The 24,640-nt window shown below is 71.7% G+C and carries 9 protein-coding genes; 4 read left to right on the plus strand and 5 right to left on the minus strand.

Features of this window, described 5'->3' with window-relative positions:
• Positions 1-239 precede the first annotated feature (239 nt).
• A complete protein-coding gene (lanKC, locus tag ACWED2_RS30340) occupies positions 240-2,804 on the minus strand; it encodes a class III lanthionine synthetase LanKC (protein ID WP_449693919.1) in 2,565 nt (854 codons plus the stop codon).
• A gap of 449 nt (positions 2,805-3,253) precedes the next feature.
• On the opposite strand from lanKC, the gene ACWED2_RS30345 reads away from it, so the two are divergent.
• The 3 genes from ACWED2_RS30345 (at position 3,254) to ACWED2_RS30355 (ending at position 4,955) form a co-directional block, all read left to right on the plus strand.
• A complete protein-coding gene (locus ACWED2_RS30345) occupies positions 3,254-3,619 on the plus strand; it encodes a hypothetical protein (RefSeq protein ID WP_449693920.1) in 366 nt (121 codons plus the stop codon).
• A 22-nt stretch (positions 3,620-3,641) separates the two neighbouring features.
• Positions 3,642-4,013 carry a hypothetical protein gene (locus tag ACWED2_RS30350; RefSeq protein ID WP_449694030.1) on the plus strand — a complete coding sequence of 124 codons (372 nt, stop codon included), beginning with the start codon at positions 3,642-3,644 and terminating at the stop codon, positions 4,011-4,013.
• A gap of 225 nt (positions 4,014-4,238) precedes the next feature.
• Positions 4,239-4,955, plus strand: a complete 717-nt coding sequence (locus tag ACWED2_RS30355; RefSeq protein WP_449693921.1) for a S1 family peptidase — start codon at positions 4,239-4,241, stop codon at positions 4,953-4,955.
• Positions 4,956-5,003: 48 nt separating this feature from the next.
• Here ACWED2_RS30355 and ACWED2_RS30360 read toward each other — a convergent pair whose 3' ends face one another.
• The 3 genes from ACWED2_RS30360 to ACWED2_RS30370 form a co-directional block, all read right to left on the minus strand.
• Positions 5,004-6,305 carry an alginate lyase family protein gene (locus ACWED2_RS30360; protein WP_449693922.1) on the minus strand — a complete coding sequence of 434 codons (1,302 nt, stop codon included), beginning with the start codon at positions 6,303-6,305 and terminating at the stop codon, positions 5,004-5,006.
• A 107-nt stretch (positions 6,306-6,412) separates the two neighbouring features.
• Complete coding sequence (locus ACWED2_RS30365) at positions 6,413-6,922, minus strand: SixA phosphatase family protein (protein ID WP_449693923.1); 510 nt, start codon at positions 6,920-6,922, stop codon at positions 6,413-6,415.
• Between the two features lie 48 nt (positions 6,923-6,970).
• Positions 6,971-8,032, minus strand: a complete 1,062-nt coding sequence (locus ACWED2_RS30370; RefSeq protein WP_449693924.1) for a hypothetical protein — start codon at positions 8,030-8,032, stop codon at positions 6,971-6,973.
• 213 nt (positions 8,033-8,245) lie between these two features.
• Here ACWED2_RS30370 and ACWED2_RS30375 point away from each other — a divergent pair, with 213 nt between their 5' ends.
• Positions 8,246-9,160: a hypothetical protein gene (locus ACWED2_RS30375; RefSeq protein WP_449693925.1), complete on the plus strand. Its 915-nt coding sequence runs from the start codon at positions 8,246-8,248 to the stop codon at positions 9,158-9,160.
• Between the two features lie 44 nt (positions 9,161-9,204).
• Here the strand turns inward: ACWED2_RS30375 and ACWED2_RS30380 are convergent, their stop codons facing one another.
• A complete protein-coding gene (locus ACWED2_RS30380) occupies positions 9,205-24,495 on the minus strand; it encodes an SDR family NAD(P)-dependent oxidoreductase (protein ID WP_449693926.1) in 15,291 nt (5,096 codons plus the stop codon).
• Between the last annotated feature and the right edge of the window lie 145 nt (positions 24,496-24,640).

Consider the following 24,640-nt stretch of genomic DNA (forward strand, 5'->3'; position numbering starts at 1 on the left):
GTCCGCTCCCGGCAGACGCCCCGGGAGCGGACGCGCCACTGCCCCAGGTGGCCAGGTGAAGGTCACGGTCGTCGCCGGAAGGTGCCCCGCCGACGACCGCCCCACCGCAGACGGCCTGGTAGTGGTTGCGGACCCGTCGCCGGAAGGCGCCCCGCCGACGGGCCGTACCGCGACCGCGGGCAGCCGCCTCCCGACCCTGGGCGGTTGGCTGCCCGCACCGGCCGTCGTGACGGCTCTGCTCAGCGACCGCCAGCAGGAGAAGCGGGCGTACTGCCCAAGAAGGGCAGCACTTCCTTGCCATCGAGGAGCGAAGCGAGAGAAAGGAGAATTCCCGCGCCGCCGGTCTTGACGTCCATCGAGAGGCGCAGCAGCCGGTTGCCCGGAAACGCGAGCCCGCCCTTGTACGGAACCGCGTAGCAGGCCAGCCACGCCAGGTGCCGGTCGATCGCCGCCATCCGGCTCGGCTCATCCAGGTCCGGGTTCGCGGCCAGCGCGACCGCGAGCCCGCAGCGGCCGTTGAGCAGGCCCGGGTGGACGACGAACTCGCCGAGGCACGACTCACGCAAAGCCCGCAGGCTGTCGCTGGTCTCCGCGTCCGGGCAGTGTCGGGCCAGTTGCTCGGCGACCAGGAGGATCCCGGCACTGCCGACGCCGGCGTACGGCAACGTCCGGGCCACACCATCGCGGACCTGCAGCGAGCCGTCGTCGGCTTCGATGCATTCCTCGAGGTCGCGGCACAGCGCCTGATCGGCGAAGGAGAGCCAAGCCTGCTCGCCGGTGCGCTCGAAGAGCCGCAGGAACAACAGCGCGGGCCCGGCCCAGCCGGAGAGCAAGCCGGCGCGGGCCGAGTTCCCCGGCGGCGCCGCTGTCTCCAGGGCCTCGGCCAGCCGAACGGCGGTGTTCAGCGCCTGGCGACCGAACTCGTTGTCCTGGCGGACCGTCGCGAAGTGCAACATGGTCAGCCCGATGCCGGCCAGGCCGCGCTCCAGCGAGTGGTCGGTCGTCTGCTCCACGAGCCGTGCGGACGACGCCAGCAGCTTGCCGGCCTGGTCGTGGTACCCGAAGCCCTCCAGCACGTAGGCGATGCCGGAGCTGCCGTCGTAGAAGCCGGGCCGGGTCGGCGGCTCCCGGCGGACTGCTTCGATCAGCCAGCGTTCGTGCTCGGGGAAGCGGCCGGCCCCGGCGACGTCGAGAGCGTGCAGCACGCCGGCGGCGCCGACGCCGAAACAGGCACCGCCGACACGGAACTGTTCGATGTCGCCGGGGAACAGCCGATCGTGGCGGCCCGGGGTGGCACTGGCGAGGATCGCCTCGGCGATCTGCTTGCGAACCAATGGCCAGTCCGGTTTGTCTTGGTCAAGCTCCGTGTGGACCGGTGCCGCCTCCGGGGAGACCCCACGCGGGGTCAGCACTGCGACTGCGTCGTCAACGTATCCCTCGGGCAGCGCAAAGCGGCGTTCGACGAAGTCGGCGAGACGACGCAGCTTCGCCGAAGCGAGTTCGGCCAGCGGCAACAGCGGGAGGAACAGCCAAAGCCGCAATGCCGCGAGTGCGTGCTCGTCGACTGCGAAGCCGCTGCGGTCGGCCGGAGCGCGGAAGCCGGGTGTGCCCGGCGCCAGGCGATCAGTGACCTCGGCGTCGAACGCCGTCCCGAAGTCGGTGAGAGAAATGCGGTCGTCGTGGTCCTCGTCGATCCATATGTTCAGTGGATGCAGGTCGCCCAGGACGATGCCGCGGGCGTGGACTTCCGCGATGACCTTCTCCACGCTCGCGACGATGTCCAGCGCGCGTCGCGCGTATGCGGCGAGCTCGGCGGTCGACGCGTTGCGCCTGGTCAGGGGGTAGTTGTGGGTCAGCCAGCCGGCTAACGAGGTACCCGGCAGGTACTCCGTGGCCTGGTAGTGACGTTCCGCGACCGTGAACCGCTCGACGATCCGCGGCACACCCGGGATGCCAACGAGGCGTTCAAGCGCTTCGTGCTCTCGGCGCAGGCGCTCGACGGCGTCGAGCCGCGCCTCGTCGAAGCCCGCGTGCGGGCGCGCCTCCGTGAGGACGACCTGTTCGCCGCCCGTCTTGGGGGTGGCGAGGTAGCTGCCACCGCCGTTCGCGACCCGTAGTGGCATCAACAGCCGGTACGGGACTGAGGCGCTCGCTTTGCGCGCGGAGACGTTGCTGCTTTGCAGACACGCCGGAAGCTTGACCCAGTCGGGCACGGAGAACGTCAGTTCACGCTTCTCGGGCACGAGCCGACCGTCCGGCTTGCGAACTGCCGGTACGCGGTCGCCGTTGAGCTCCACCCACTGTTCGGCGAATCCGCCGTAACGCACGTAGATGGGTCCGTCGCCGTACCGCAAGGCGCTTGAAATTTCCGGGCCACGCTCGCTCTTCAGCCGGGCCGACAGGTCTGTGAGTACTCGCTCGAGTTCGTTGTTGTCGGCCGGATAAATGGTCGCCAGCTCGACCCCGTCGGCACAGGACGCATATTTCGAATTCCGGGCGAGCAAGCTCAGCAGCGAGCGTAGGTGCTTGTAGGCGACCACGTGCTCGGTACAGGACTGGTGAACCTGCGCGAGCACCCGGGTCGCATTGTCGAGACCAGCGGTCACGTGGATCTGCCAGCCCTGAGCGGGAAAAACTCGCCCCGCCGGCTGTGTCGCGCGCCATACTCCGCGGTCGGTTGCCGTCCAGCCGGCGCTCGGTGCGGGGAGCGCCGCGGTGAAATCCTCGACCGGCGCATCGTTTCCCGCGTGTTCGTCGTAGAACAACGGGTCGGCGAAGCAAAAAGCTTCGTAGCGCAGGTCCATCCGTGATACCCCTCCGTGCGAGTCCCGAGCATCACAGCCCCCGGGACGAGGAATATTCCCCCATGCCGGACAGCTCTGGGCCAATCCGCCAACCCGGCGGTTCAGCTGGGCTATCCGAGGTAGGCGAAAAGAACCGCTACCGACCAGTAGAGGAACACAGGGTGATTTTGTCCAGTCGAACGACCACACCATAGTGGTGTAACATGAAGATCTTTTCGGCATTTCCGCAGGTCGAGCAGCGGATCGCGCCGAATTATCCCATCGAATTGACGCGACGCCATCAAGCTTGCCCAGTGATCAACTTTCTCGATGCGCGCCATTCCTGTAGCGCACGTTGCCCGGAGAGCCGATCACGGTCGTGGCCTGCGCCACGCCCGCGCCACCTCGGCGGACGGGCCCGCCGGTACCACGGAGTAAGTTGACGGCCGGTGGACCGGAAGGAGGAACGGGTGATCTTCGGATTCGCCGTGACGGTCGCCGTGGCTGCCACGGCCGTCGCGCTCTGGAGCTTCGTCCAGTCGGCTCGGAACCGGCTTCCGGACAACCCGCTCCTGATCGCGCTCGCGGCCATCGAACTGCTGCTGGTCGCGCAGCTGGTGATCGGGATCGTGCTGCTCGTCGGCGGGGACCGGCCCGGCAGCCTGGCGACCTACCTGGCCTACCTGATCGGCAGCCTGGTCGTCCTGCCCGTCGGCGCCGCCTGGGCGCTGGCCGAGCGGAGCCGGTCGAGCACCGCCGTGCTCGGCATCGCCTGCCTGGCCATCCCCGTGATGGTGCTGCGACTGAACGAGGTGTGGAGTGGAGCAACAGCGTAGGACGGCCGGCGGCCCCGGCCGGGTGCTCGTCGCCGTGTACGCGATCTTCGCGCTGGCTGCGACGTCGCGAGCCGGCGTCCAGATCGGCACGAAGTTCCACGAAGCCCCGCTCGCCTACCTGCTCTCGGCGTTCGCCGCGGCCGTCTACATCGTCGCGACCGTCGCGCTGGCCCGGCGCGGTGACGGCTGGTGGCACGTGGCCCTCGTCGCCTGCTCGATCGAGCTGCTGGGCGTCCTGACGATCGGCACGCTGAGCCTCGTCGACGCGGCGGCCTTCCGGCACCCGACCGTCTGGTCGGTCTACGGCGAGGGTTACCTCTTCATCCCGCTGGTCCTGCCGGTCATCGGCCTGTACTGGCTGCGCAAGACCGCCCCGGCGAAGATCGCCGCCTGACCGGCACGCCGCCGCGAGTCACGGACAGCGCTAGCGCGCGGCCACCCGGCGCAAGAGCGCGGAACAGTACGGGAACTGCACGTAGCCCACTCCGGGAAATAAATACGGATTCGACCGGCGACTTTCGTCGGTTCCGGACATTCACCGGCAACTCGGACAATCTTCGAGTTCGGTCCCCACCGGCTTTCCCCACGCGGTTCTCCCCTCGCGTGAAAAGGAGTGAGCGTGAAATTCGGCAAGTTCGTCCTGCTGGCCGCGAGCACCGCACTGGCCGTCGTCGGCCTCGGCGGTCCGGCGGCCGCCGACAGCACCCCGCAGGCCCAGCCGTCGATCATCGGCGGCAGCACCGCCACGAGCGGCCCCTGGGCGGCCCGGCTGTTCGTCAACGGCCGGCAGAACTGCACCGCGACGATCATCGCCCCGCAGTACATCCTCACCGCGAAGCACTGCGTCAGCAGCTCCGGCACCTACACGTTCCGCATCGGCAGCCTGGACCAGTCGAGCGGCGGCACGATGGCCACCGGCTCCACCATCACGCGGTACCCGGGCTCCGCCGACCTGGCGATCGTCCGGCTCACCACCTCGGTCAACGCCACCTACTCGCCGCTCGGCAGTGTCGGTGACGTCTCGGTCGGCCAGAACGTCTCGGTCTACGGCTGGGGCGCGACCAGCCAGTGCGGCTCCGAGATCAACTGCCAGTCGCGGTACCTGAAGGTCGCGACCGTGCGGATGAACTCGATCGGCTGCAGCGACTACACCGGCGGCGTCGCGGTGTGCGCGAACCGCGTCAATGGCATCACCGCCGGCGGCGACTCCGGCGGTCCGATGTTCGCCTCCGGCCGCCAGGTCGGCGTCGCGTCGACCAGCGACCGGTCGAACAACACCGCCTACACGAACATCACGCGGTACCGCAGCTGGATTTCGCAGGTGGCGGGCGTCTGATTCCGCCCGGAAGGGGCCCGGCGCATGGCCGGGCCCTTTCCCGCGCGGTCAGGACGTCGAAATGTCGTCGAGCTGTTCCGCGGCCGGCCGCACCGGGTAGAGGTCTCCGCCCGGCTCCACCGGCACCCGCGGCAACGCGGATCGTGCCGGGAGATCGCCCGCGTCGGCCGCCGCGTGCAGGACGTCGAGCGCCGCGTACGGCCGGAAGTCCAGCTCGGGGTACGGCCAGGCGGCCTGCCCTTGCGTGGCTCCCGGGATCAGGAAGTCGGCCGCCGCGAACAGCGTCGCCCCGCTCGGCGCCGTGTAGTGCCACAGGTCGACGCCGACGTGCTGGCCGATCTGCGCGAGGCGGGTCAGCGCGACCAGGTTGAACGCCGAGTAGTGCCAGCTGCGCGTCCGGCTCGTCTCCTGCGGCTGGAGACCGCCGGCCTGGATCTGCGGCGCGATCCGGTTCGGCCCGGCGTCCCGCGCGATGGCCGCCGCCAGGTCACGCTGTCCCGTGCCGAGGGCGAGCGCCGCGACGAGCATGTCGTAGAAGCTGCCGTGGTTGTTCTGGGCCTTGGCTTCGTCGGTCCCGTTCTTGCTGGTGCGCAACCAGTCCAGGAACTGCGTGTACCAGCCGGTCATGCCGGCCTGGTCGGTCTTCGTCCAGCCGGGCGCGCCGGTGGCGAGGATCGCGGTGGCGTCGACGACCTGGCTCAGCGTGTAGGAGAACTCGATGATGCCGATGCCGCGGCCGTCCACCTTGCACGGGATGCCCTGGGCGAAGTTCATGTTCGGGTTCATCTTCGTGGCCGCGTCGAGGAACCACGTGCGCAGGTCGAGCGCCGCGCGCCGGGCGTACCGCGCGTCCCCGGTGTAGTACCAGGCCAAGGCGAGCCGGTAGATCGCGGCGAACGCCTGACCGCGGTAGGCGTGGTCGGTGATCTCGTCGACGATCGGGTTGCGCTGGCCGTCGCGCTGCACGAACGGGCAGCCCCACGGGTTTTCGGCGGTCGGCTGCGTCGTCGGCCACCAGTAGGGCGCCAGGCTCAGGTAGTCGTGTTTGTCCCCGCTGGGCGGGACCTGTTTCTTCGACGTGACGCTCCACGGCCCCGCCGTGAGGTCGGTTTTGGCGGCGGCGAGCAGGTTGGTCAGCGCGGTGTGGGACGTCTTCTCGCCGACCAGCGCGGCGAACTTCGTGCGAAGCAGCTGCTTGCCGTCGAGGACGACGGTCGCCGGTGCGCACACCGGTCCGATGACCGGGACGCTGCAGCCGGTGGGGTGCGACGCGGCCTCGGCCGGCGCGGCGGAAGAAGCGACGAGGCCGAGCGCGGCGAGCGCGGCCACGACGGTGTGGCGGAAAACCATGTCCGCTCCATTCACAAATATGAACATCAAACCTGTGAGTGAATGGAGGGTACGCATGTGAACACAGCCAAGGCAATGCCTGGTCCAGACCTTCTTGTCCGAACCCGTCAGCCGGCGAAGTCGCGGGGCCGGAAGAAGGCGACGAGCCGGGCGGTGCGCAACGCGTCCCAGGGATCCGTGGTCGCGAGCACGGCCGCGGCGCCGGTGGGGAACTTGGCCTGGACGGGCCGGGTCTCCTCGCCGCGCCCGGCGAGGTGCAGGGTCACGTCGCTGACCCCGGGCTCGTGCCCCACCAGCGCGAGCGTGGTGACGTCGGGCGGCGTCCGGCCGGCGGCGGCCAGCAGCTCGGGGACGTCGGCGCCGTAGAGGTCGTCGTCGTACTCGACGGGCGGCCGCGCGGGGAGTTCATCGCTCACCCGCAGCCAGGTTTCCCGGGTGCGACGCGCGGTGGAGCAGACGACCAGCTCGGGAACGTGTCCCTCTTCGGAGAGCCACCGGCCGAGCCTCGGCGCGTCACGGAGACCCCGCGGCGCGAGGGGACGCTCGTGGTCGGGCAGGCCCTCGGACCAGTCCGACTTCGCGTGCCGGACAACGATGAGCCACCTGGTCGCGTCCATGCCCGCCACCCTAACCGCGCAGCTGAGGCGCCGTGCCCGCCGGCGAGCTCAGGCGAGGCGGAAGCTGCCCACGCAGGGGTAGCCGGGAACGCCGGCTTTCGTCGGCTTGCCCGGCCGCGGCTGCCCCAGCAGCCACAGCTGCCCGGTCGCCGCCACGTTCGCGGCCATCGAAACGTCGGCGACGAGCCGGAACCGCGTCTGGCGGCCGTCCGGGTGCAGCGCCCAGCCGGTCAGCCGGGCCACGCCCCGGGTGCGCGGCACGAACGGCGTGTCGAGCGCGACCCGCAGCTCCACCCAGATGTCCTCGGTGATCGGACGGCGGATCCGCAGGGACCCGACGATCATCACGAGTCCCATCATCGCGAGAGCTCCGGTGCCGCCGGCGATGCCGCCCACCGCGGCCGGACCCGCGATGCCGAGGCCATCGAACGGCAGGTTCGGCACCACCGCGAGCGCGGCCGCGCCCAGCACCAGGAACGTCAGTCCGGAACCGACCATCCGCCGGACCTGGAACGCCCGGTGCGCGGCGAGCACCGGATCGAGACGCGGCGGTGTCGGGTGGCGGGAGACGAGCTCCGCGGGCTTTGCACCGGCCGGGGGCGCGTCCTCGATCCGCCCCAGCCGCAACCAGAGCGCGCCGGGCAGGCGGACGAACACCCGCCGGCCGCTCCCGAGCACCCACAGCCGTCGCTGGCCCGCCAGCTGCACCCGCGGCCCGTCGGTGAGGCGGGTCCGCAGCCACCGTCCGTCCGGCAGCCGCACGGACACCCGCGACCGGTTCACGAGCAAGCCGTCCGGGGCGACGTCGAGCGGGCGGTAGGGCTCCGCGGATAGGCGCCGAACCCGCACGTAGAGGCTCAGGACGTAGCCCCACAGCGCCAGCGAACTGCCGAAGGCGACCAAGTAGATGTAGCCCGGCGCGCTCTCCCGCGGTTCGGTCAGCACGAGCACCACACCGAAGGCGACGAGCGCGCCGCTGAGCCCCATGCGCAACACGGTCGCCTTGGTCAGCTGCCGGAGGTACCCGGCGAACACCGGTTCGGATCCCGAAGGCACGTTCGGCGCGGGTTCGTGGACGCGGACTCTGTCCGCGCCGGAAGCGATGTCCATGGTTCGTCGTCCCCCGGTCAGTGCGTCCGCTCAGCTGCGGAAGCGTACCCGGCATCGGCGAAGTGCCCGGGAAGGACGGATCGGAGCCGCGTGCGGCCGTTCCCGCGCGATGCGGGGATACCGCTTCGCCGGCGGCAAATAACCCGATAGGGTGACCCCCCAACAAAGTTGATCTAGCTGACTGGGGTGGTTGTTTTGGGGAAAATCCGGCGTTTGGCAACGATCGCGACCGGTGTCGTGGCCAGTGTGGCGATGGCGGCTGCACCGGCTTCGGCGGTGACGTCTTCGGTGGACCTCCCCGAGGGGATGACCGCCAGCTACCTGGTCGTCGACGAGCAGACCGGCACGACCTTCGGCGCCGACGAGCACAAGCAGTACCGCTCCGCCTCGCTGGTCAAGCTGTTCATCGCCCTCGACTACCTCGAATCGCACGGGCCCGACTACGAGATCCCGGCCAGCGACCTGGCGCTGCTCGAGCCGATGCTGCGCTCCAGCAACGACGACGCCGCCAGCACGCTGTGGGTGCGCGACGGCTGGGACGAGATCGTCAAGCGCATGGTCGCCAAGCTCGGCCTCACCGACACCGCGCCGCCCGCCAGCCGGGGCAAGTGGGGGTACACCGCGATCAGCGCCGCGGACATCGTCAAGACCTACCAGTACATCCTGCACGACGCGAACCCGAAGTACCGCGACTTCATCATGGGCAACCTGGCGCAGTCGACCAAGTGCGGTTCGGACCGTTTCGACCAGTCGTTCGGCCTTCCGAGCGCGGTGCCCGGGCCGAAGGCGGTCAAGCAGGGGTGGTCCGGTTTCGGTGCGGCGCCCGCGCCCGGTCAGGAATGCACTGAGACCAACGCGAAAACGCTGCGCGTGCTGAACTCGCCGGAGGTCAGGGCCGCCACCGCGGTCGCCTCCAGCGGCGAAGGCACCGCCGCCGGCGAACGGACGTTCGGCACCCAGGACATCGACCTGACCAGCCGCGCCATGCACACGAGCGGCACGGTGGGCGTGGACAACGGCAAGATCGTGGTGGTGCTGACCCTGGAGCCGACCACGCTGTCCTGGCAGGACTCCGCCACCCGGATCACCGACCTGACGCGGGACGTGTACTCCCAGTCCGTGCTCTGAAAGCCCGCGGCGGGCGCTGTCTGGGTCCCAGGCAGCGTCTGCCGCTAGCCGGTCGTGGCATCGGCCGCGGCGTCCAGCCAGTACCGCTTGCGTTCGAACGGGTAGGTCGGCAGATCCGGCACGGCGCGGCCGCCCGTCACCGCCGCCCAGTCCACCGCCAAGCCCTGGGCGTGCGCGATGGCAAGCCCCTCGATGAGCGCGCGGACCTCGGTCAGGCCACTGCGCGCTGTCGGCACGAAGAGCGGGGACGGTTCGGCCACCGCGAGACCCTCGCCCAGTTCGAGCACCACGGTCACCCCCTGCGCCCGCAGTGTCTCGATCCCGGTCACCATGGAGACGACCGGGATCTCCGGGGTGCGCCCCGCGGTTTCGGCCACGCCCGCGGCCGACTTGCCGGTGGCGGCCAGTTCACCCGCCACGTCGAGCGGGAGCAGACCGGTGACGTGGGCGGCGGTCAGCTCTCCCACGCCGTCGCCGACCAGGTAGTCGGGCCGGACTCCCCAGGCGGCGAGCAGCCGGAACCGGGCGACGTCCAGCGCGAACGCAGCCGGGCCGGCGTGTCCCGGGAGGACAGCGGCACCGAACAGCACGTCGCGCACCGGGCGGTCCAGGTGCGGATCGAGCGCTCCGCAGACCCGGTCCAGCTCGGCGGCGAACGCCGGGAAGGTGTCGTAGAGCTGAACGCCCGCACCGGCACGAAGCTCCGACCCGGTGCCGAAAGCGATGGCGGTGGCCCCACCTGCCGTTCCCAGGACGACGTCGGCCGAGTGCCGGCCCATGGCGAGCTCACGGGTCGCGCGCAGGAGCTCTGCGCGGTCCCGGCCGGTGATCACCGCCCGGTGCCGGAACGCGGACCGGGTGGTGACGAGTGCGTGCGCGATGTCCGCCGTGCCGGGTGCCTCCGCGCGGCCGGCGTGTTCGTGCAGCAAGCGGGCCTGCTCCCGCAGCGCGTCGGCGGTTCGCGCCGACACGATCCAGGGCAGGTCCCGGGTGACGGGCTCCGCGGCGGCCGGGGCCACCGGAGCGGCCTCTTCGATGATCACGTGCGCATTGGTGCCGCTGACCCCGAACGACGACACGGCCGCGCGGCGCGGACGTTCGTCACCCGGCCACGGGACCGGCTCGGTGAGCACGGAGACGGCGCCGGAAGACCAGTCGACCCGTGGTGTGGGCTCGTCGACGTGCAGCGTCCGGGGAAGCACGCCGTTGCGCATCGCCATGATCATCTTGATCAGGCCGGCGACGCCCGCGGCGCTCTGGGTGTGGCCGATGTTGGACTTCACCGAGCCCAGCCACAGCGGCCGGTCCGCCGGGCGCTGCTGCCCGTATTCGGCGATGAGCGCGCCTGCCTCGATCGGGTCGCCGAGCCGGGTTCCGCTGCCGTGCGCCTCCACCGCGTCGACGTCGGCGGGCGACAGCCCGGCGTTGGCGAGCGCCTGGCGGATCACGCGTTCCTGCGCGCGGCCGCTCGGCGCGCGGAGGCCGTTGCTGGCCCCGTCCTGGTTCACCGCGCTCCCCCGGACCACGGCCAGCACCGGGTGGCCGTGGCGCCGGGCCTCCGAAAGCCGTTCCAGCAACACCAAACCCGCGCCCTCGGCGAAGCCGGTGCCGTCCGCGTCCGCCGAGAACGCCTTGCACCGGCCGTCCTCCGACAACCCGCGCTGCCTGCTGAACGCCACGTACGTCGCGGGCGTCGCCATCACCGCGACGCCACCGGCCAGCGCCATCGAGCAGTCGCCCTGCCGGATGGCCTGGCACGCCCAGTGCAACGCCACCAACGAGGAGGAGCACGCCGTGTCGATGCTGACCGCGGGACCTTCGAACCCGAACGTGTAGGCGACGCGGCCGGACGCGACACTGCCCGAACTGCCGGTGCTCAGGTACCCCTCGAGCCCGTTCGGCTCCGCCATCAGGCGCGCGCCGTAGTCGTTGTACATCACTCCGGCGAAGACGCCGGTGTCGCTGCCGCGCAGCGTGGCCGGGTCGATCCCGGCGCGCTCCAGCGACTCCCAGGCGAGCTCCAGCAGCACCCGCTGCTGCGGGTCCGTCGCCAGCGCTTCGACCTCCTTCATCCCGAAGAACCCGGCGTCGAACTGGGCGACGTCGTGCAGGAAGCCGCCGCGCGCGGTGTAGGAGGTGCCGGTCCGGGACCTCTCCGGGTCGTACAGGGCCGCCAGGTCCCAGCCGCGGTCGGCCGGGAATTCGCTGGTGGCGTCGGTGCCGTCGGCCACGATCCGCCACAGGTCCTCGGGGGTGCGCACACCGCCCGGGTACCGGCAGCTCATCGAGATGATCGCGATGTCGTCGTCGGCCACCGGCGTCGTGACAGCCGGTGCGGCGGGCGCCGGGACGGTGCCGGCCACGGCCGTCCGGAGGTACTCGGCCAGCGCTTCGGGTGTCGGGTAGTCGAAGACGAGCGTCGCCGGCAGCGAGACGTCGGCGGCGGCCGACACCCGGTTGCGCAGTTCGACGGCCATCAGCGAGTCGAAGCCCAGTTCGTTGAACGCTCGGTCGGCGGCGACCGCCGACGGGTCGTCGTGCCGCAGCACCACGGCGGCTTCGGCCTGGACCAGGGCGAGCACCGCCCGCCGCTGCCCGGTTTCGGACAGCCCGGCCAGTCGCTGCCGCAGAGCCGTTCGTCCGGCGGGCCCGGTCCGGACCCGCTCGCGGACGAGGTCACGCAGGATCGGCGCCGCACCGGCCCGCAACGCCGCCTGGTCCAGCGGCGTTGCCGCCAGCGCGCCCACGTCGTGACGCACGGCCTGGTCGAACAGGGCCAGCCCGAGCTCCTCGCCGAGCGGAGCGAGCCCGAGCCGCGAAAGCCGGGCGCGATCGACGTCGCCGAGGCCACCGGCCATCCCGGTCTCCCACTGCCCCCACGCCACGGACGTGCCGCTGAGCCCGAGTGAGCGCCGGTGTTCGGCGAGCGCGTCCAGGAAGCTGTTGGCCGCGCTGTAGCTCGCCTGCCCCGGGGTGCCGAGGTAACCGGCGACGGACGAGAACAGCACGAACATCGGCAGATCGAGGTGCGCGGTGAGGCGGTGGAGGTGCCAGGCGGAGTCGACCTTCGGGCGGAGCACCGCGTCCACGCGCTCGGCGGTGAGCGAGGTCAGCACGCCGTCGTCGAGGACACCGGCGGTGTGCACCACCGCGGTCAGCGGGTGTTCGGGCGGCACGCTCGCGAGCAGGTCCGCCAGCGCGGCCGGGTCGGCCGTGTCGCACCGGGCCACCCGTGCCTGTGCGCCCATCGCGGCGAGCTCGCCGGCCAGTGCCTCGGCACCGGGTGCCGCCAGGCCTTGGCGGCTGACCAGCAGCAGGTGCCGGGCGCCGTACCCGGTCACCAGGTGGCGGGCGACCAACGAGCCGAGCGCGCCGGTGCCGCCGGTGATCAGGACCGTGCCCTCGGGGGCGAGCTCACCGGCGCGGCCGCTCTGCCCCGCCGCCCGGACCAGGCGTGCCGCGGTCACGGTGCCGCGCCGGATCGCCAGCTGCGGCTCACCGCCGGTCACCGAGCCGGCGAGCGACTGCCACGAACGTTCGTCGTCGTCGAGGTCGGCGAGCACCAGCCGATCCGGGTGCTCCGTCTGGGCGCTGCGAACCAGCCCCCAGACCGCCGCCTGCGGCAGGTTCGGATCCTCGCCCGCCATGACCGCGCCCTCCGTGACGAGCACCAGCTTCGCGGCGGTGAACCGCTCGTCGGCAAGCCACTGCCGCACCAGGTCCAGCACGCCGTGCACGACGGCCCGGGTCGCGTCCGGCACGTCCCCTTCGGCGCCGGAACACCGCACGACCACGAAGTCCGGCACCGACGTGCCGGTCGCGATCGCCATGCGCAGCGCGTCGAGATCGGGGTAGTGCTCGGCCGCCAGTCCGTCGGGCTTGCTGCCGATCACCGCGCCTGCGGCCGGCTCCCCGGACGGCGTCGGGTGCCAGGCCAGGCGCAGCAGGGGCACGCCGGCCGCCTGGACCGGCCGGAGCCGCAGTTCCCCGACGGACCCGACCGGCGCACCTCGGTCGTCGGCCAGCACGAGCCGCACGGCGTGTGCACCGCGCGGGGTCAACGCGACGCGCAGCGCCGTGGCCTTCGTCGGCCTGAGGGAAACGTCGTGCCAGGAGAACGGCACCAGCGGGGCACTGCCGGAGCGCTCGTGGAGGAACACGGCGTGCAGCGCGGAATCGAACAGGGCGGGGTGGAGGGCGAACGAGCCGCCGTCGGTGTGCTCGGGCAGCCGCGTCTCCGCGTAGATCCGGTCACCGGACCGCCAGGCCGCGGTGACGCCGCGGAACAGCGGGCCGTAGTCGTAGCCGTCGTCCGCGAGCCGGTCGTAAAGATCCGCGACGTCGACTTCGGCCGCGCCGGCCGGTGGCCAGACCGCGAGGTCGGCCGTGGGTTCCGGCCCGGCGACGAGGAAACCGGTGGCGTGCCGGGTCCAGGGTTCGGTGCCGGCCGATCCGGGCTGCGAGTGGAACCCGATCGCGTGGCGGCCCGCGTCGTCGGCCTCCTCGATGGCCAGCTGGATCCGCACTTCGCCGTCGGCGGGCAGGACCAGCGGCGTTTCGATGGTCAGCTCCCCGAGCCGCTCGGCGCCCGCCAGCCGCCCGCCGAGCAGAGCCAGCTCGACGAGCACGGTGCCCGGGACGAGCGTGGTTCCCGCGACGGTGTGCTCGGCGAGCAGGGGCTGGGCCGCTGTCGAAAGCCGCCCGGTCAGCACGTGCCCGCCGCCCGCCAGCGCGACGGCGGTGGTGAGCAGCGGGTGGCCGGTCGCCTGCTGGCCGGCGGACGCGGGCTCGCCCTGGCCTGCCGGCGCGTCGAGCCAGTACTTCCGGCGCTGGAACGGGTAAGTGGGCAGCTCGGTCCGTCGCGCGCCGGTGCCCTCGAAGTACGCGGGCCAGTCCACCGCGATCCCCGACTTGTGCAGGCCGGCGACGGCTTCGGTGACCGTCTCCGCTTCGGGCCGCTTCCCCGTCGACGCGGGGAGGAACGCACCGCCGGCGACGGACTGGCCGAGTGCGCTCAGCACCGCTTCCGGTCCGATTTCGACGTAGGTGGTCACGCCCGCCCGATCGAGCGTCGTGAGCCCGTCGTGGAACCGCACGGTGTGCCGGACGTGCCGCACCCAGTACTCGGGCGTCGCGACTTCTTCGCCGGCGAGCTCGCCGGTCGTGTTGGACACCATCGGGATGGCCGGCGGGGCATAGGTGAGGCCTTGGGCGACGCGGTGGAAGTCGTCGAGCATGCCCGCCATCAGCGGTGAGTGGAAGGCGTGGCTGACGTTCAGCCGTTTGGTCCGCTTGCCCTGCGCCTCGAACGCGGCGACGACGGCCGCGACCGCCTCCGCCTGCCCCGAAACGACTGTCGCTTGTGGACCGTTCACCGCCGCGACGGCCACCTCCGGCCCCAGCAGCGGCAGCACGTCCGCCTCACTCGCCTCGATCGCGGCCATGGCCCCGACCTCGGGCAGGGCCTGCATGAGCGTGGCGCGCGCCGCGACGAGCGCGGTGGCGTCCTCGAGGCTCAGCACCCCGGCGAGGTGGGCGGCGACCAGCTCGCCGAGCGAGTGGCCGATCAGGTAGTCCGGGCGCAGCCCCCAGTGTTCGAGGAGCCGGAACATGGCGACCTCGAAGGAGAACAGTGCGGGCTGGGCGTACCCGGTCCGGTCGAGGGCACCGTCGCCGGCGGGGTCGAACATCAGGTCCCGCAGTGGCCGGTCGAGGTGCGCGTCGAAGTGGGCGCAGAGCTCGTCCAGGGCCGCGGCGAAGACGGGGAAGGTCTCGTACAGCTGTTTGCCCATGCCGGGACGCTGGGCGCCCTGCCCGGTGCACAGCAAAGCGGTCTTGCCGGTCGGGACGTCCGGTGGGATGTCCCCGTTCGCGAGTGCGGTGAGGCGGGTGCGGAGCTCGTCGTGATCACCAGCCACCACAACAGCGCGCCTCGGATGCGAAGTCCGTGTCGTCGCCAACGAAAACGCCACATCCACAAGTGAATGCTCCGGCCTCACAAACCCCAACAACGAACGAGCCTGAGCCGCCAACGCCCCCTCCGACCGCGCCGACAACACAAACGGCAACGGAAACACCGGCACCACAGCAGAAACCTCCGGCTCCACCAACGGCGGAGCCTCCTCCACAATCACATGCGCATTCGTCCCACTGATCCCAAAAGACGACACCCCAGCACGACGCCGCCCACCACCAACCCACCCCACCCGCTCCGTCAACAACCGCACCGAACCCGAAGACCAATCCACATGCGGACTCGGCACATCAACATGCAACGACCGCGGCAACACCCCATACCGCAACGCCAACACCATCTTGATCACACCAGCCACACCCGCAGCCGCCTGCGTATGACCAATATTCGACTTCAACGACCCCAACCACAACGGCCGCTCCCGACCACGACCATACGTCGCCAACAACGCACCAGCCTCAATCGGATCACCCAACCTCGTCCCAGTCCCGTGCCCCTCCACCACATCCACATCACCAGCCGACAAACCCGCACTCACCAACGCCCGCCGAATCACCCGCTCCTGCGCCCGACCCGACGGCGCCGTCAAACCATTCGACGCCCCATCATGATTCACCGCACTACCACGCACCACCGCCAACACCGGATGCCCCAACCGCCGCGCATCCGACAACCGCTCCAACACCACCATCCCGGCACCCTCACCGAATCCGGTGCCGTCGGCCGCCGCGGCGAACGGCTTGCACCGGCCATCGGGCGCCAGCCCCCGCTGCCTGCTGAACTCGACGAAGGTGGCGGGTGTCGCCATCACGGTCACGCCGCCGGCCAGCGCCAGCGAACACTCACCCTGCCGCAACGACTGCGCCGCCAGGTGAATCGCCACCAACGACGACGAACACGCCGTGTCCACCGTCACCGCCGGGCCTTCCCAGCCGAACGTGTAGGAGATCCGGCCGGAGGCGACACTCGCGTAGCTGCCGTTCCCGAGGTGTCCTTCGAGGTCTTCCGGCACCTTCGGCAGCCGCGCGCGGTAGTCGCCGTACATCACCCCGGCGAAGACACCGGTGTCGCTGCCGCGCAGGGCCTTCGGGTCGATACCCGCGCGTTCCAGCGCCTCCCAGCTGACCTCCAGCAGCAGCCGCTGCTGAGGATCCATCGCCAGGGCTTCGCGCGGGCTGATGCCGAAGAACTCGGCATCGAACTCGTCCGCGTCGTAGAGGAATCCCCCGTCTGCGGTGGAAGACTTGCCCGCCCGGTCCGGGTCCGGGTCGTACAGCGCGTCCGGGTCCCAGCCGCGGGTGCGGGGGAACGCGCCGATCACGTCCCGCTCCGCCATCAGCAGGTCCCACAGGTCCTCCGGGGACCGGACACCGCCGGGATAGCGGCAGCCGACGGCCACGATCGCGATCGCGTCGCCGTCGGGCAGCGCCACCGGTGCGGCTCCGGCGGGCGTCTCGACGGCACGCGTGCCGAGTTCGGCGCGCAGGTGCGCGGCCAGCTCGGCCGGCGTGGGGTGGTCGAACACGAGGGTGGTCGCGAGCCGGACGCCGGTCGCGGCGACGAGCCGGTTGCGCAGCTCCACCCCGATCAGCGAGTCGACGCCCAGCTCCTTGAACGTCCGGTCCGGGGCGATCGTGTCGCGGCTCTCGTGGCCCAGTACCGCGGCCGCCTCGGTGGTGACGACGGCCAGGCAGATCTCCGCCTGCTCCTCGTCGGCCTTGCCCGCCAGCAGCTCCGCGAGGGGCACCGCCGCCGAGGCGGGCTGCCGCTTCGGACGGCGGTACAAGCCTTCGAAAACCACCGGTAGCCCGCCCGCGCGGGACTGCCGGTGCAGCGAACCGGCGTCCAGCGCCGCCGCCACGACCGCGCCGGTGGTGCCGAAGACCTCGTCGAACAGCGCGAGACCGTCGTCCGCACCCAGCGGCGCGATGCCGCGCCTGGCCATCCGGGCGAGGTCGACCTCGGCCAGGTGCCCGGTCATCCCGCTCGCGTCGGCCCACAGGCCCCAGCCGATCGAGAGGGCGGGCAGGCCCTCGGCCGCGCGGAGCTGGGCGAGTCCGTCCAAGAAGCCGTTGGCCGCCGCGTAGTTCGCTTGACCGGGGCCGCCGACCGTGGCGACCACCGACGAGAACAGCACGAACGCCGCCGGCTCGTGCTCGCGCGTGAGCTCGTGCAGGTTCCACGCGGCGTCGGCCTTGGGCCGCAGCGCCGCGTCGAGCCGGGCACCGTCGAGGGACTGCAGGATCCCGTCATCCAGTACTCCGGCGAGGTGCACGACCGCGGTCAGCGGGTGCCCGGTGGGCACGCCGGCCAGCACCCGGGCCAGCGCGTCGCGGTCGGCGGCGTCGCAGGCCGCGATCGTGACGTCCGCGCCCAGGCCCGTCAGTTCGGCGCGGAGCTCCCCGGCGCCGGTGGCGGCGGGGCCGAGGCGGCTGAGCAGCAGGAGGTGCCGGACGCCGTGCCGGACCACGAGGTGGCGCGCCAGCAGCCGCCCGAGCGTGCCGGTGCCGCCGGTGATCAGGACCGTGCCGCCGGGATCGAGCTCGCGGCCGGACCGCGGCAGGTGCTCGGCCGGCACCAGCCTCGGCACGCGGACGGCACCGCCGCGCAGGGCCAGCTGGGGCTCACCGGTGGCCGGCAGCTCGCCGGAGGTGCCGGCGTCGCGGTCGAGCAGCACGAACCGGCCGGGGTTTTCCGCCTGCGCCGATCGCACCAGGCTCCAGACCGCCGCACCGGCGGGGTCGACGGGCCCGTCTTCGTCCGAAGTGGACAAGGCCCGTTCGGTGACGACCACCAGCCGTCCGCCACCGGAGTCTTCGGCGAGGAACGCCTGGAGGCGTTCGAGGACGCGCGCGGTGGCCGTGCGGACGTCTTCGCCGGGTTCGACGACGAACATGACGTCCGACGGCCGCTCGACGGGGTCCGTGGGATCGGCCTGCGGCCACGCCAGGCGCAGCAGCCGCCCGGCACCGCCGCCGGCTTCGGTGAGCGCGCGCGGGGAGATCGGGCGGAGGGTCAGCGAGCCGAAGGTGGCCACCTGCCTGCCCTGGGCGTCGGTCAGGACGAGCCGGACCGCGTTTTCCCCGACCGGGACGCTGTGCACCCGGACCTTCACCGCCGTCACGCCGGTGAAGTGCACATCACGCCAGGCATACGGCAGGACCGGCCCGCCGGGCCCGGCCATGCCGAGGACCACGGCGTGCAGGGCCGCGTCGACGAGGGCCGGGTGCAGCCCGAACCCGGAGGCGTCGACGGAGGTCTCCACTTCGGCGAAGATTTCGTCACCGCGCCGCCAGGCGGTGCGCAGTCCCTGGAAGGCGGGACCGTAGTCGTAGCCGTGGCCGGCCAGGGTGTCGTACACCCCGTCGAGGTTCATCAGCTCGGCGCCGGCGGGCGGCCATTCCACCGTGGCGCGCCCTTCGGCGCCGCCGGCGGCCAGCGTGCCGCTCGCGTGCGAACGCATTCCGTCCGCGGACTCGGCGTACACGGTCACCGGCCGCCGCCCGGCGCCGTCGTCGGCACCGACCAGAACCTGGAAGCGGACGCCGTCCTCGCCGGGCAGCACCAGCGGCGCGTGCAGCGTCAGTTCGTCGATCCGGTCGCAGCCGACCTGCCGGCCCGCCGCGAGGACCAGGTCCACGAACGCCGTGCCCGGCAGCACGACCGAGCCGAAGACCATGTGGTCGGCCAGCCACGAACCGGCGCTCACCGCGAGCTTGCCCGTGCAGACCACGCCGTCGTCCGCGCCGAGTGGGACCACCGCGCCCAGCATCGGGTGTTCCGCCGCCGACAGGCCGAGCGTGGCCGGGTCCGCCGTCCGGGCCGCGTCGAGCCAGAACCGCCGGCGCTGGAACGCGTAGGTCGGCAGGTCGACCCGTTTTGCGGCGGGGTCGAACAACGCGGACCAGTCGAGGGGAACACCCCGGACGTACGCCTCGGCCAGCGAGCCGAGGAACCGGCCGAGCCCGCCGTCGTCGCGCCGGAGCGAGCCGATGGCGGCTGCTTCCGCCCCGGCCGCTTCGAACGTTTCGTGCAGTGCCGACGTCAGCACCGGGTGGGGGCTGCATTCGACGAACGTCGTGTGGCCGTGCTCCAGCAGCAGCCGGGTGGCGCGCTCGAAGTCGACGGTCTGCCGGAGGTTGCGGAACCAGTAGCCGGCGTCCAGACCGGACGTGTCCACTATGGACCCGGTCACGGTGGAGTAGAACGAGATCGGTGCGGCGAGCGGGCGCACGTCGTCGAGCGCCGTGTGCAGCTCGTCCTCGATCGCGTCGACCATGGCGGAGTGCGAGGCGTAGTCCACCGCGATCCGCCGGGTCTGCACGCCGTCCCGGGCGCAGGCGGCGAGGAACTCGTCGATCGCGTCCGCCGCACCGGCCACCACTGTCGAGAGTGGACTGTTGATGACGGCGATCTGCACGGAATACCGGGCGACCCGGTTCCGCACTTCCGCCGCGGGCAGCTGGACCGACGCCATTCCGCCGCCGCCGGCGAGCGCGAGCAGCGCGTGGCTGCGCAGTGCGACGATCCTGGCGGCGTCGGACAGCGTGAGCGCACCGGCGACACAGGCGGCGGCGATCTCGCCCTGCGAGTGCCCGACCACGGCGGCGGGGTGCACGCCGAACGAGCGCCACAGTTCGGCGAGGGAGACCATCACCGCGAAGATCGCCGGCTGCACGACGTCGACCCGGTCCAGCGACGGCGCACCCGGACGCCGGCACAGCACGTCGGTCAGCGACCAGTCGACGAACGGTGCCAGCGCCCGTTCGCACGCCGCGATCGACTCGGCGAACACCGCCGAAGACTCAAGGAGCTCCCTCGCCATGCCCGCCCACTGCGATCCCTGACCGGGGAACACGAACACGACCTTGCCACCGGGCTCGGCGGTGCCGCGGACGACGTGCGCGGGGGTTTCGCCCCGGCTCAGCGCGGTGAGGCGGGTGCGGAGCTCGTCATGATCACCAGCCACCACAACAGCGCGCCTCGGATGCGAAGTCCGCGTCGTCACCAACGAAAACGCCACATCCACAAGCGAATGCTCCGGCCTCACAAACCCCAACAACGAACGAGCCTGAGCCGCCAACGCCCCCTCCGACCGCGCCGACAACACAAACGGCAACGGAAACACCGGCACCACAGCAGAAACCTCCGGCTCCACCAACGGCGGAGCCTCCTCCACAATCACATGCGCATTCGTCCCACTGATCCCAAAAGACGACACCCCAGCACGACGCCGCCCACCACCAACCCACCCCACCCGCTCCGTCAACAACCGCACCGAACCCGAAGACCAATCCACATGCGGACTCGGCACATCAACATGCAACGACCGCGGCAACACCCCATACCGCAACGCCAACACCATCTTGATCACACCAGCCACACCCGCAGCCGCCTGAGTATGACCAATATTCGACTTCAACGACCCCAACCACAACGGCCGCTCCCGACCACGACCATACGTCGCCAACAACGCACCAGCCTCAATCGGATCACCCAACCTCGTCCCAGTCCCGTGCCCCTCCACCACATCCACATCACCAGCCGACAAACCCGCACTCACCAACGCCCGCCGAATCACCCGCTCCTGCGCCCGACCCGACGGCGCCGTCAAACCATTCGACGCCCCATCATGATTCACCGCACTACCACGCACCACCGCCAACACCGGATGCCCCAACCGCCGCGCATCCGACAACCGCTCCAACACCAACACCCCGGCGCCCTCGGCCCACGCTGTCCCGTCCGCTGCCGCCGCGAAGGGCTTGCAGCGGCCGTCCGGCGCCAATCCCCGCTGCCTGCTGAACTCCACGAACATCCCCGGTGTCGCCATCACGGCGACCCCGCCGGCCAGCGCCAGCGAACACTCACCCTGCCGCAACGACTGCACCGCCAAGTGAATCGCCACCAACGACGACGAACACGCCGTATCCACCGTCAACGCCGGGCCCCGCAAGCCGAGCGAATACGAGATCCGCCCGGACGCCACGCTCGCGGTCCCGCCCGTGAGCGCGAAACCGTCCGCGCCGGCGGACAGGCCCGGGCCGTATTCCTGCGCCGTCACGCCGGCGAACACGCCGGTGGGGCTTTCGGCGAGCGAAGCCGGATCGATCCCGGCGCGCTCCAGCGCCTCCCAGCTGACCTCCAGCAGCAGCCGCTGCTGAGGATCCATCGCCGCCGCTTCACGGGGCGAGATCCCGAAGAACTCCGCATCGAACTCGTCGGCGTCGTGGAGGAAACCGCCCTCGCGCGCATACGTCGTGCCCGGGTGGCCGGGATCCGGGTCGAAGAGCGTCCGCAGGTCCCAGCCCCGGTTGCCGGGGAAGCCGCCGATCACGTCCCGCTCCGCCATCAGCAGGTCCCACAGGTCCTCCGGGGACCGGACCCCGCCGGGCAGCCGGCAGCCGATGCCGACCACGGCGATCGGTTCGGCCACCGCCGCCACCGGCTCCGGGGCCGGGGTGGGCTCGGCGGCCCGGTCACCGCGCGTCCGGGTGCTCAGGTGACGCGCGAGCGCGTCCGGGCTCGGGTGGTTGTAGATCACCGTGGAGTCGAGCGCCAGGCCGGTCAGCTCGGCGAGCCGGTCGCGCAGCTCCAGCGTGCCGAGGGAATCGAACCCGAGGTCCTTGAACGACGCCGCGGTGTCCACTGTGTCCTCGGCACGATGGCCGAGCACTTCCCGCACCACGCTCCGGACCAGATCGAGCGGGTCGAGATCCGGCGCGACCGCGGCGGGCGGGTCCGGGCGCACCTCGGCGGTGCCCGCCCAGTACGGCCGCCGCTGGAAGGCGTACGTCGGCAGTTCGTGCCTCGACGTGCCGAGCACCCGGGACCAGTCGGGCGATCGGCCGAGCACGTGCAGGCGCGCCAGGCTCGTGGCGACCGCCGTGCCTTCGTCCAGGTTCCCGCGCAGGGTCGGCACGAACTCCGCGCGCCCGTCCGCCGACACCCGGCCGGCGACGCTGAGCACGCTGTCGGGGCCGAGTTCGACGAACGTCGTGGTGCCCGCATCCAGCAGGCTGCGCACCCCCTCGTGGAACCGGACCGCGCGCCGCACGTGCGCCACCCAGTAGCCGGGCGTGATCAGGTCGCCGGTCGCCGAGGGCGCACCGGTCAGGTTCGACACGACCGGAACCCGCGGCGGCGCGTACGAGATCTTGGCCGCCACCGCCCGGAACTCCTCGAGGATGGCGTCCATGTGCGGCGAATGGAACGCACGGGCGACCCGGAGCCGTTTGGTCCGGTGCCCGTGCCGCTCGAAGACGGCCGCGAGCGCGGTGACGGCGTCGTCGTCCCCGGAGATCACGGTCGCGGCCGGGCCGTTCACCGCGGCGACGCTCAGCTCGGCCTCGTGCCCCTCGATGAGCGGCTCCACCTCGCTCAGGCTCGCCGACACCGAAAGCATCAGCCCGCGCGCGGGCAGGGCGTGCATCAGGTGGCCGCGCGCCGCGACCAGCGCGCAGGCGTCCGCCACGCCGAAGACGCCGGCGACGTGGGCGGCCGCCAGCTCACCGATCGAGTGGCCCAGCAGCGCGCCGGGCCGCACGCCCCAGTGCTCGAACAACCGGAACAGCGCGACCTCGAAGGCGAACAGCGCGGCCTGGGTGTAGTGCGTTTCGTCGAGCAACGCCGCGTCGGGCGTGCCCGCCTCGGCGAACATCACCGTCCGCAGTGGACGGTCGAAGTACCGGTCGAACTGCTCGCAGAGCTCGTCGAGAGCCGCGGCGAAGACGGGGTGGTCCTCGGCGAGCCGTCTGCCCATGCCCGGTCGCTGCGAGCCCTGACCGGTGAAGAGGAACGCGAGCGGTCCCTGCTCGGCCGCCGAGCCGGTGACCACGGCGGCCGTGCGCTCGCCGGTTTCGAGCGCGGCCAGACCGGCGCGCAGGTCGTCGCGCCCGCGCCCGACGATCACCGCTCGACTGGCGAAGTGCGTGCGGGTCGTCGCCAAGGCGCGCGCGACGGCGAACACGTCGGTGTCTTCGGTGACGAACTCCGCGAGCGCCCGCGCCTGCGCCCGCAGCGCTTGCCCGTCACGAGCCGACAGCAGCCAGAGCGCCGGCGCGCCGCCCCGGCCGGACGGCGGTTCCACGCTCAGCGGAGCCGGAGCCGGAGCCTCGGCGAGCACGACGTGGCAGTTCGTCCCGCCCATCCCGAACGAGCTCACCCCGGCGACGAGCGGCCGGTCCGGCCGTGGCCACGCCCCGGTCGTGTCCCGCACGGCAAGGTTGAGCTCGGCCAGCGGGATCAGCGGGTTGGGCCGGGCGAAGTTCAGGCTGGCGGGCAGCACCCGGTGCCGGATCGCCAGCACGGTCTTGATCAGGCCGGCGATCCCGGCGGCGCCTTCGAGGTGGCCGATGTTGGTCTTGACCGACCCGACCGCCAGCGGTTCGGCGCGCCCCTCGCCCAGTGCGGCGCCGAGCGCCGCCGCCTCGATCGGATCGCCGCGCCGCGTCCCGGTCCCGTGCAGCTCGACGTACTGCACCTCGGCGGGATCGTGGCCCGCCCGTGCGTGCGCCGCCCGGATCACGTCGCGCTGGGCGGCTTCGCCCGGCACGGCGAACGCCTCGGTTTCGCCGTCGTTGTTGACCGCGCTGCCGGAGATCACCGCGTGCACCGGGTCCCCGTCCGCGAGCGCCCGTGCCAGCGGCTTGAGCACCACCAGGCCGCCGCCCTCGCCCCGCACGTACCCGTTCGCCCGCGCGTCGAAGGTGAAGCACTGGTGGTCCGGCGAGAGGGCGCCGAACTCGGCCACCGCGGCGGTGGTCTCCGGGGTGAGGTTCAGGTTCACGCCGCCGGCGAGCGCCATCGTGCTCGTCCCGGTGCGCAGGCTCTCGCAAGCGAGGTGCACCGCGACCAGCGACGACGACTGCGCGGTGTCGACGGTCATGCTGATCCCACGGGCGTCCAGCAGATGGGAGACCCGGTTGGCGAGCATGCCGCGCTGCGTGCCGGCGAGGGTGTGCCGCGTCGTGGCGGACGGGCCCAGCCGCTGGGTGATCGTGGCGTAGTCGTCGCCGATCGCGCCCACGAACACGCCCAGCTCGGTGCCGCGCAGCTCCCGTGGCACGATCCCGGCGTTCTCCAGCGCCTCCCAGGCCAGCTCGAGCACGAGCCGCTGGCGCGGGTCCATCGCCGTGGCCTCACGGGGCGAAATGCCGAAGAAAGCGGGATCGAACTCCTCGACGTCGTCGAGGAAACCGCCGCGCGCCACGCCCGGTGTCCGCCCCGCCGGCGGTGCGGCGATCGCATTCACGCCGTCGTGGAGCAGCCGCCAGAACTCTTCGGGATCACGCGACCGTGGCAGCCTGCACGCCATTCCGATCACCGCGATGTCACCGAGAGGCTCGTCCAACTTCGTCACAGGCACTCCGAATAGACTGGGCGGACTTCAGTCACGAATCTAGTAAAGCCGACTTAGGCGCCGCTAAAATCTTACTTAGCGCCTAAAGGCCGCTAAAGAATGACTTAGGCGACGGCAGGACTCGTCCATTCGGCCCTCGGGTCCG

Source organism: Amycolatopsis sp. NPDC005003 (assembly GCF_053600695.1).

Bases quoted from the DNA above. Each gene is read 5' to 3' on its own strand.
- lanKC (WP_449693919.1), bottom strand. From the start codon at position 2,804: ATGGACCTGCGCTACGAAGCTTTTTGCTTCGCCGACCCGTTGTTCTAC.
- ACWED2_RS30360 (WP_449693922.1), bottom strand. From the start codon at position 6,305: ATGGTTTTCCGCCACACCGTCGTGGCCGCGCTCGCCGCGCTCGGCCTC.
- ACWED2_RS30365 (WP_449693923.1), bottom strand. From the start codon at position 6,922: ATGGACGCGACCAGGTGGCTCATCGTTGTCCGGCACGCGAAGTCGGAC.
- ACWED2_RS30370 (WP_449693924.1), bottom strand. From the start codon at position 8,032: ATGGACATCGCTTCCGGCGCGGACAGAGTCCGCGTCCACGAACCCGCG.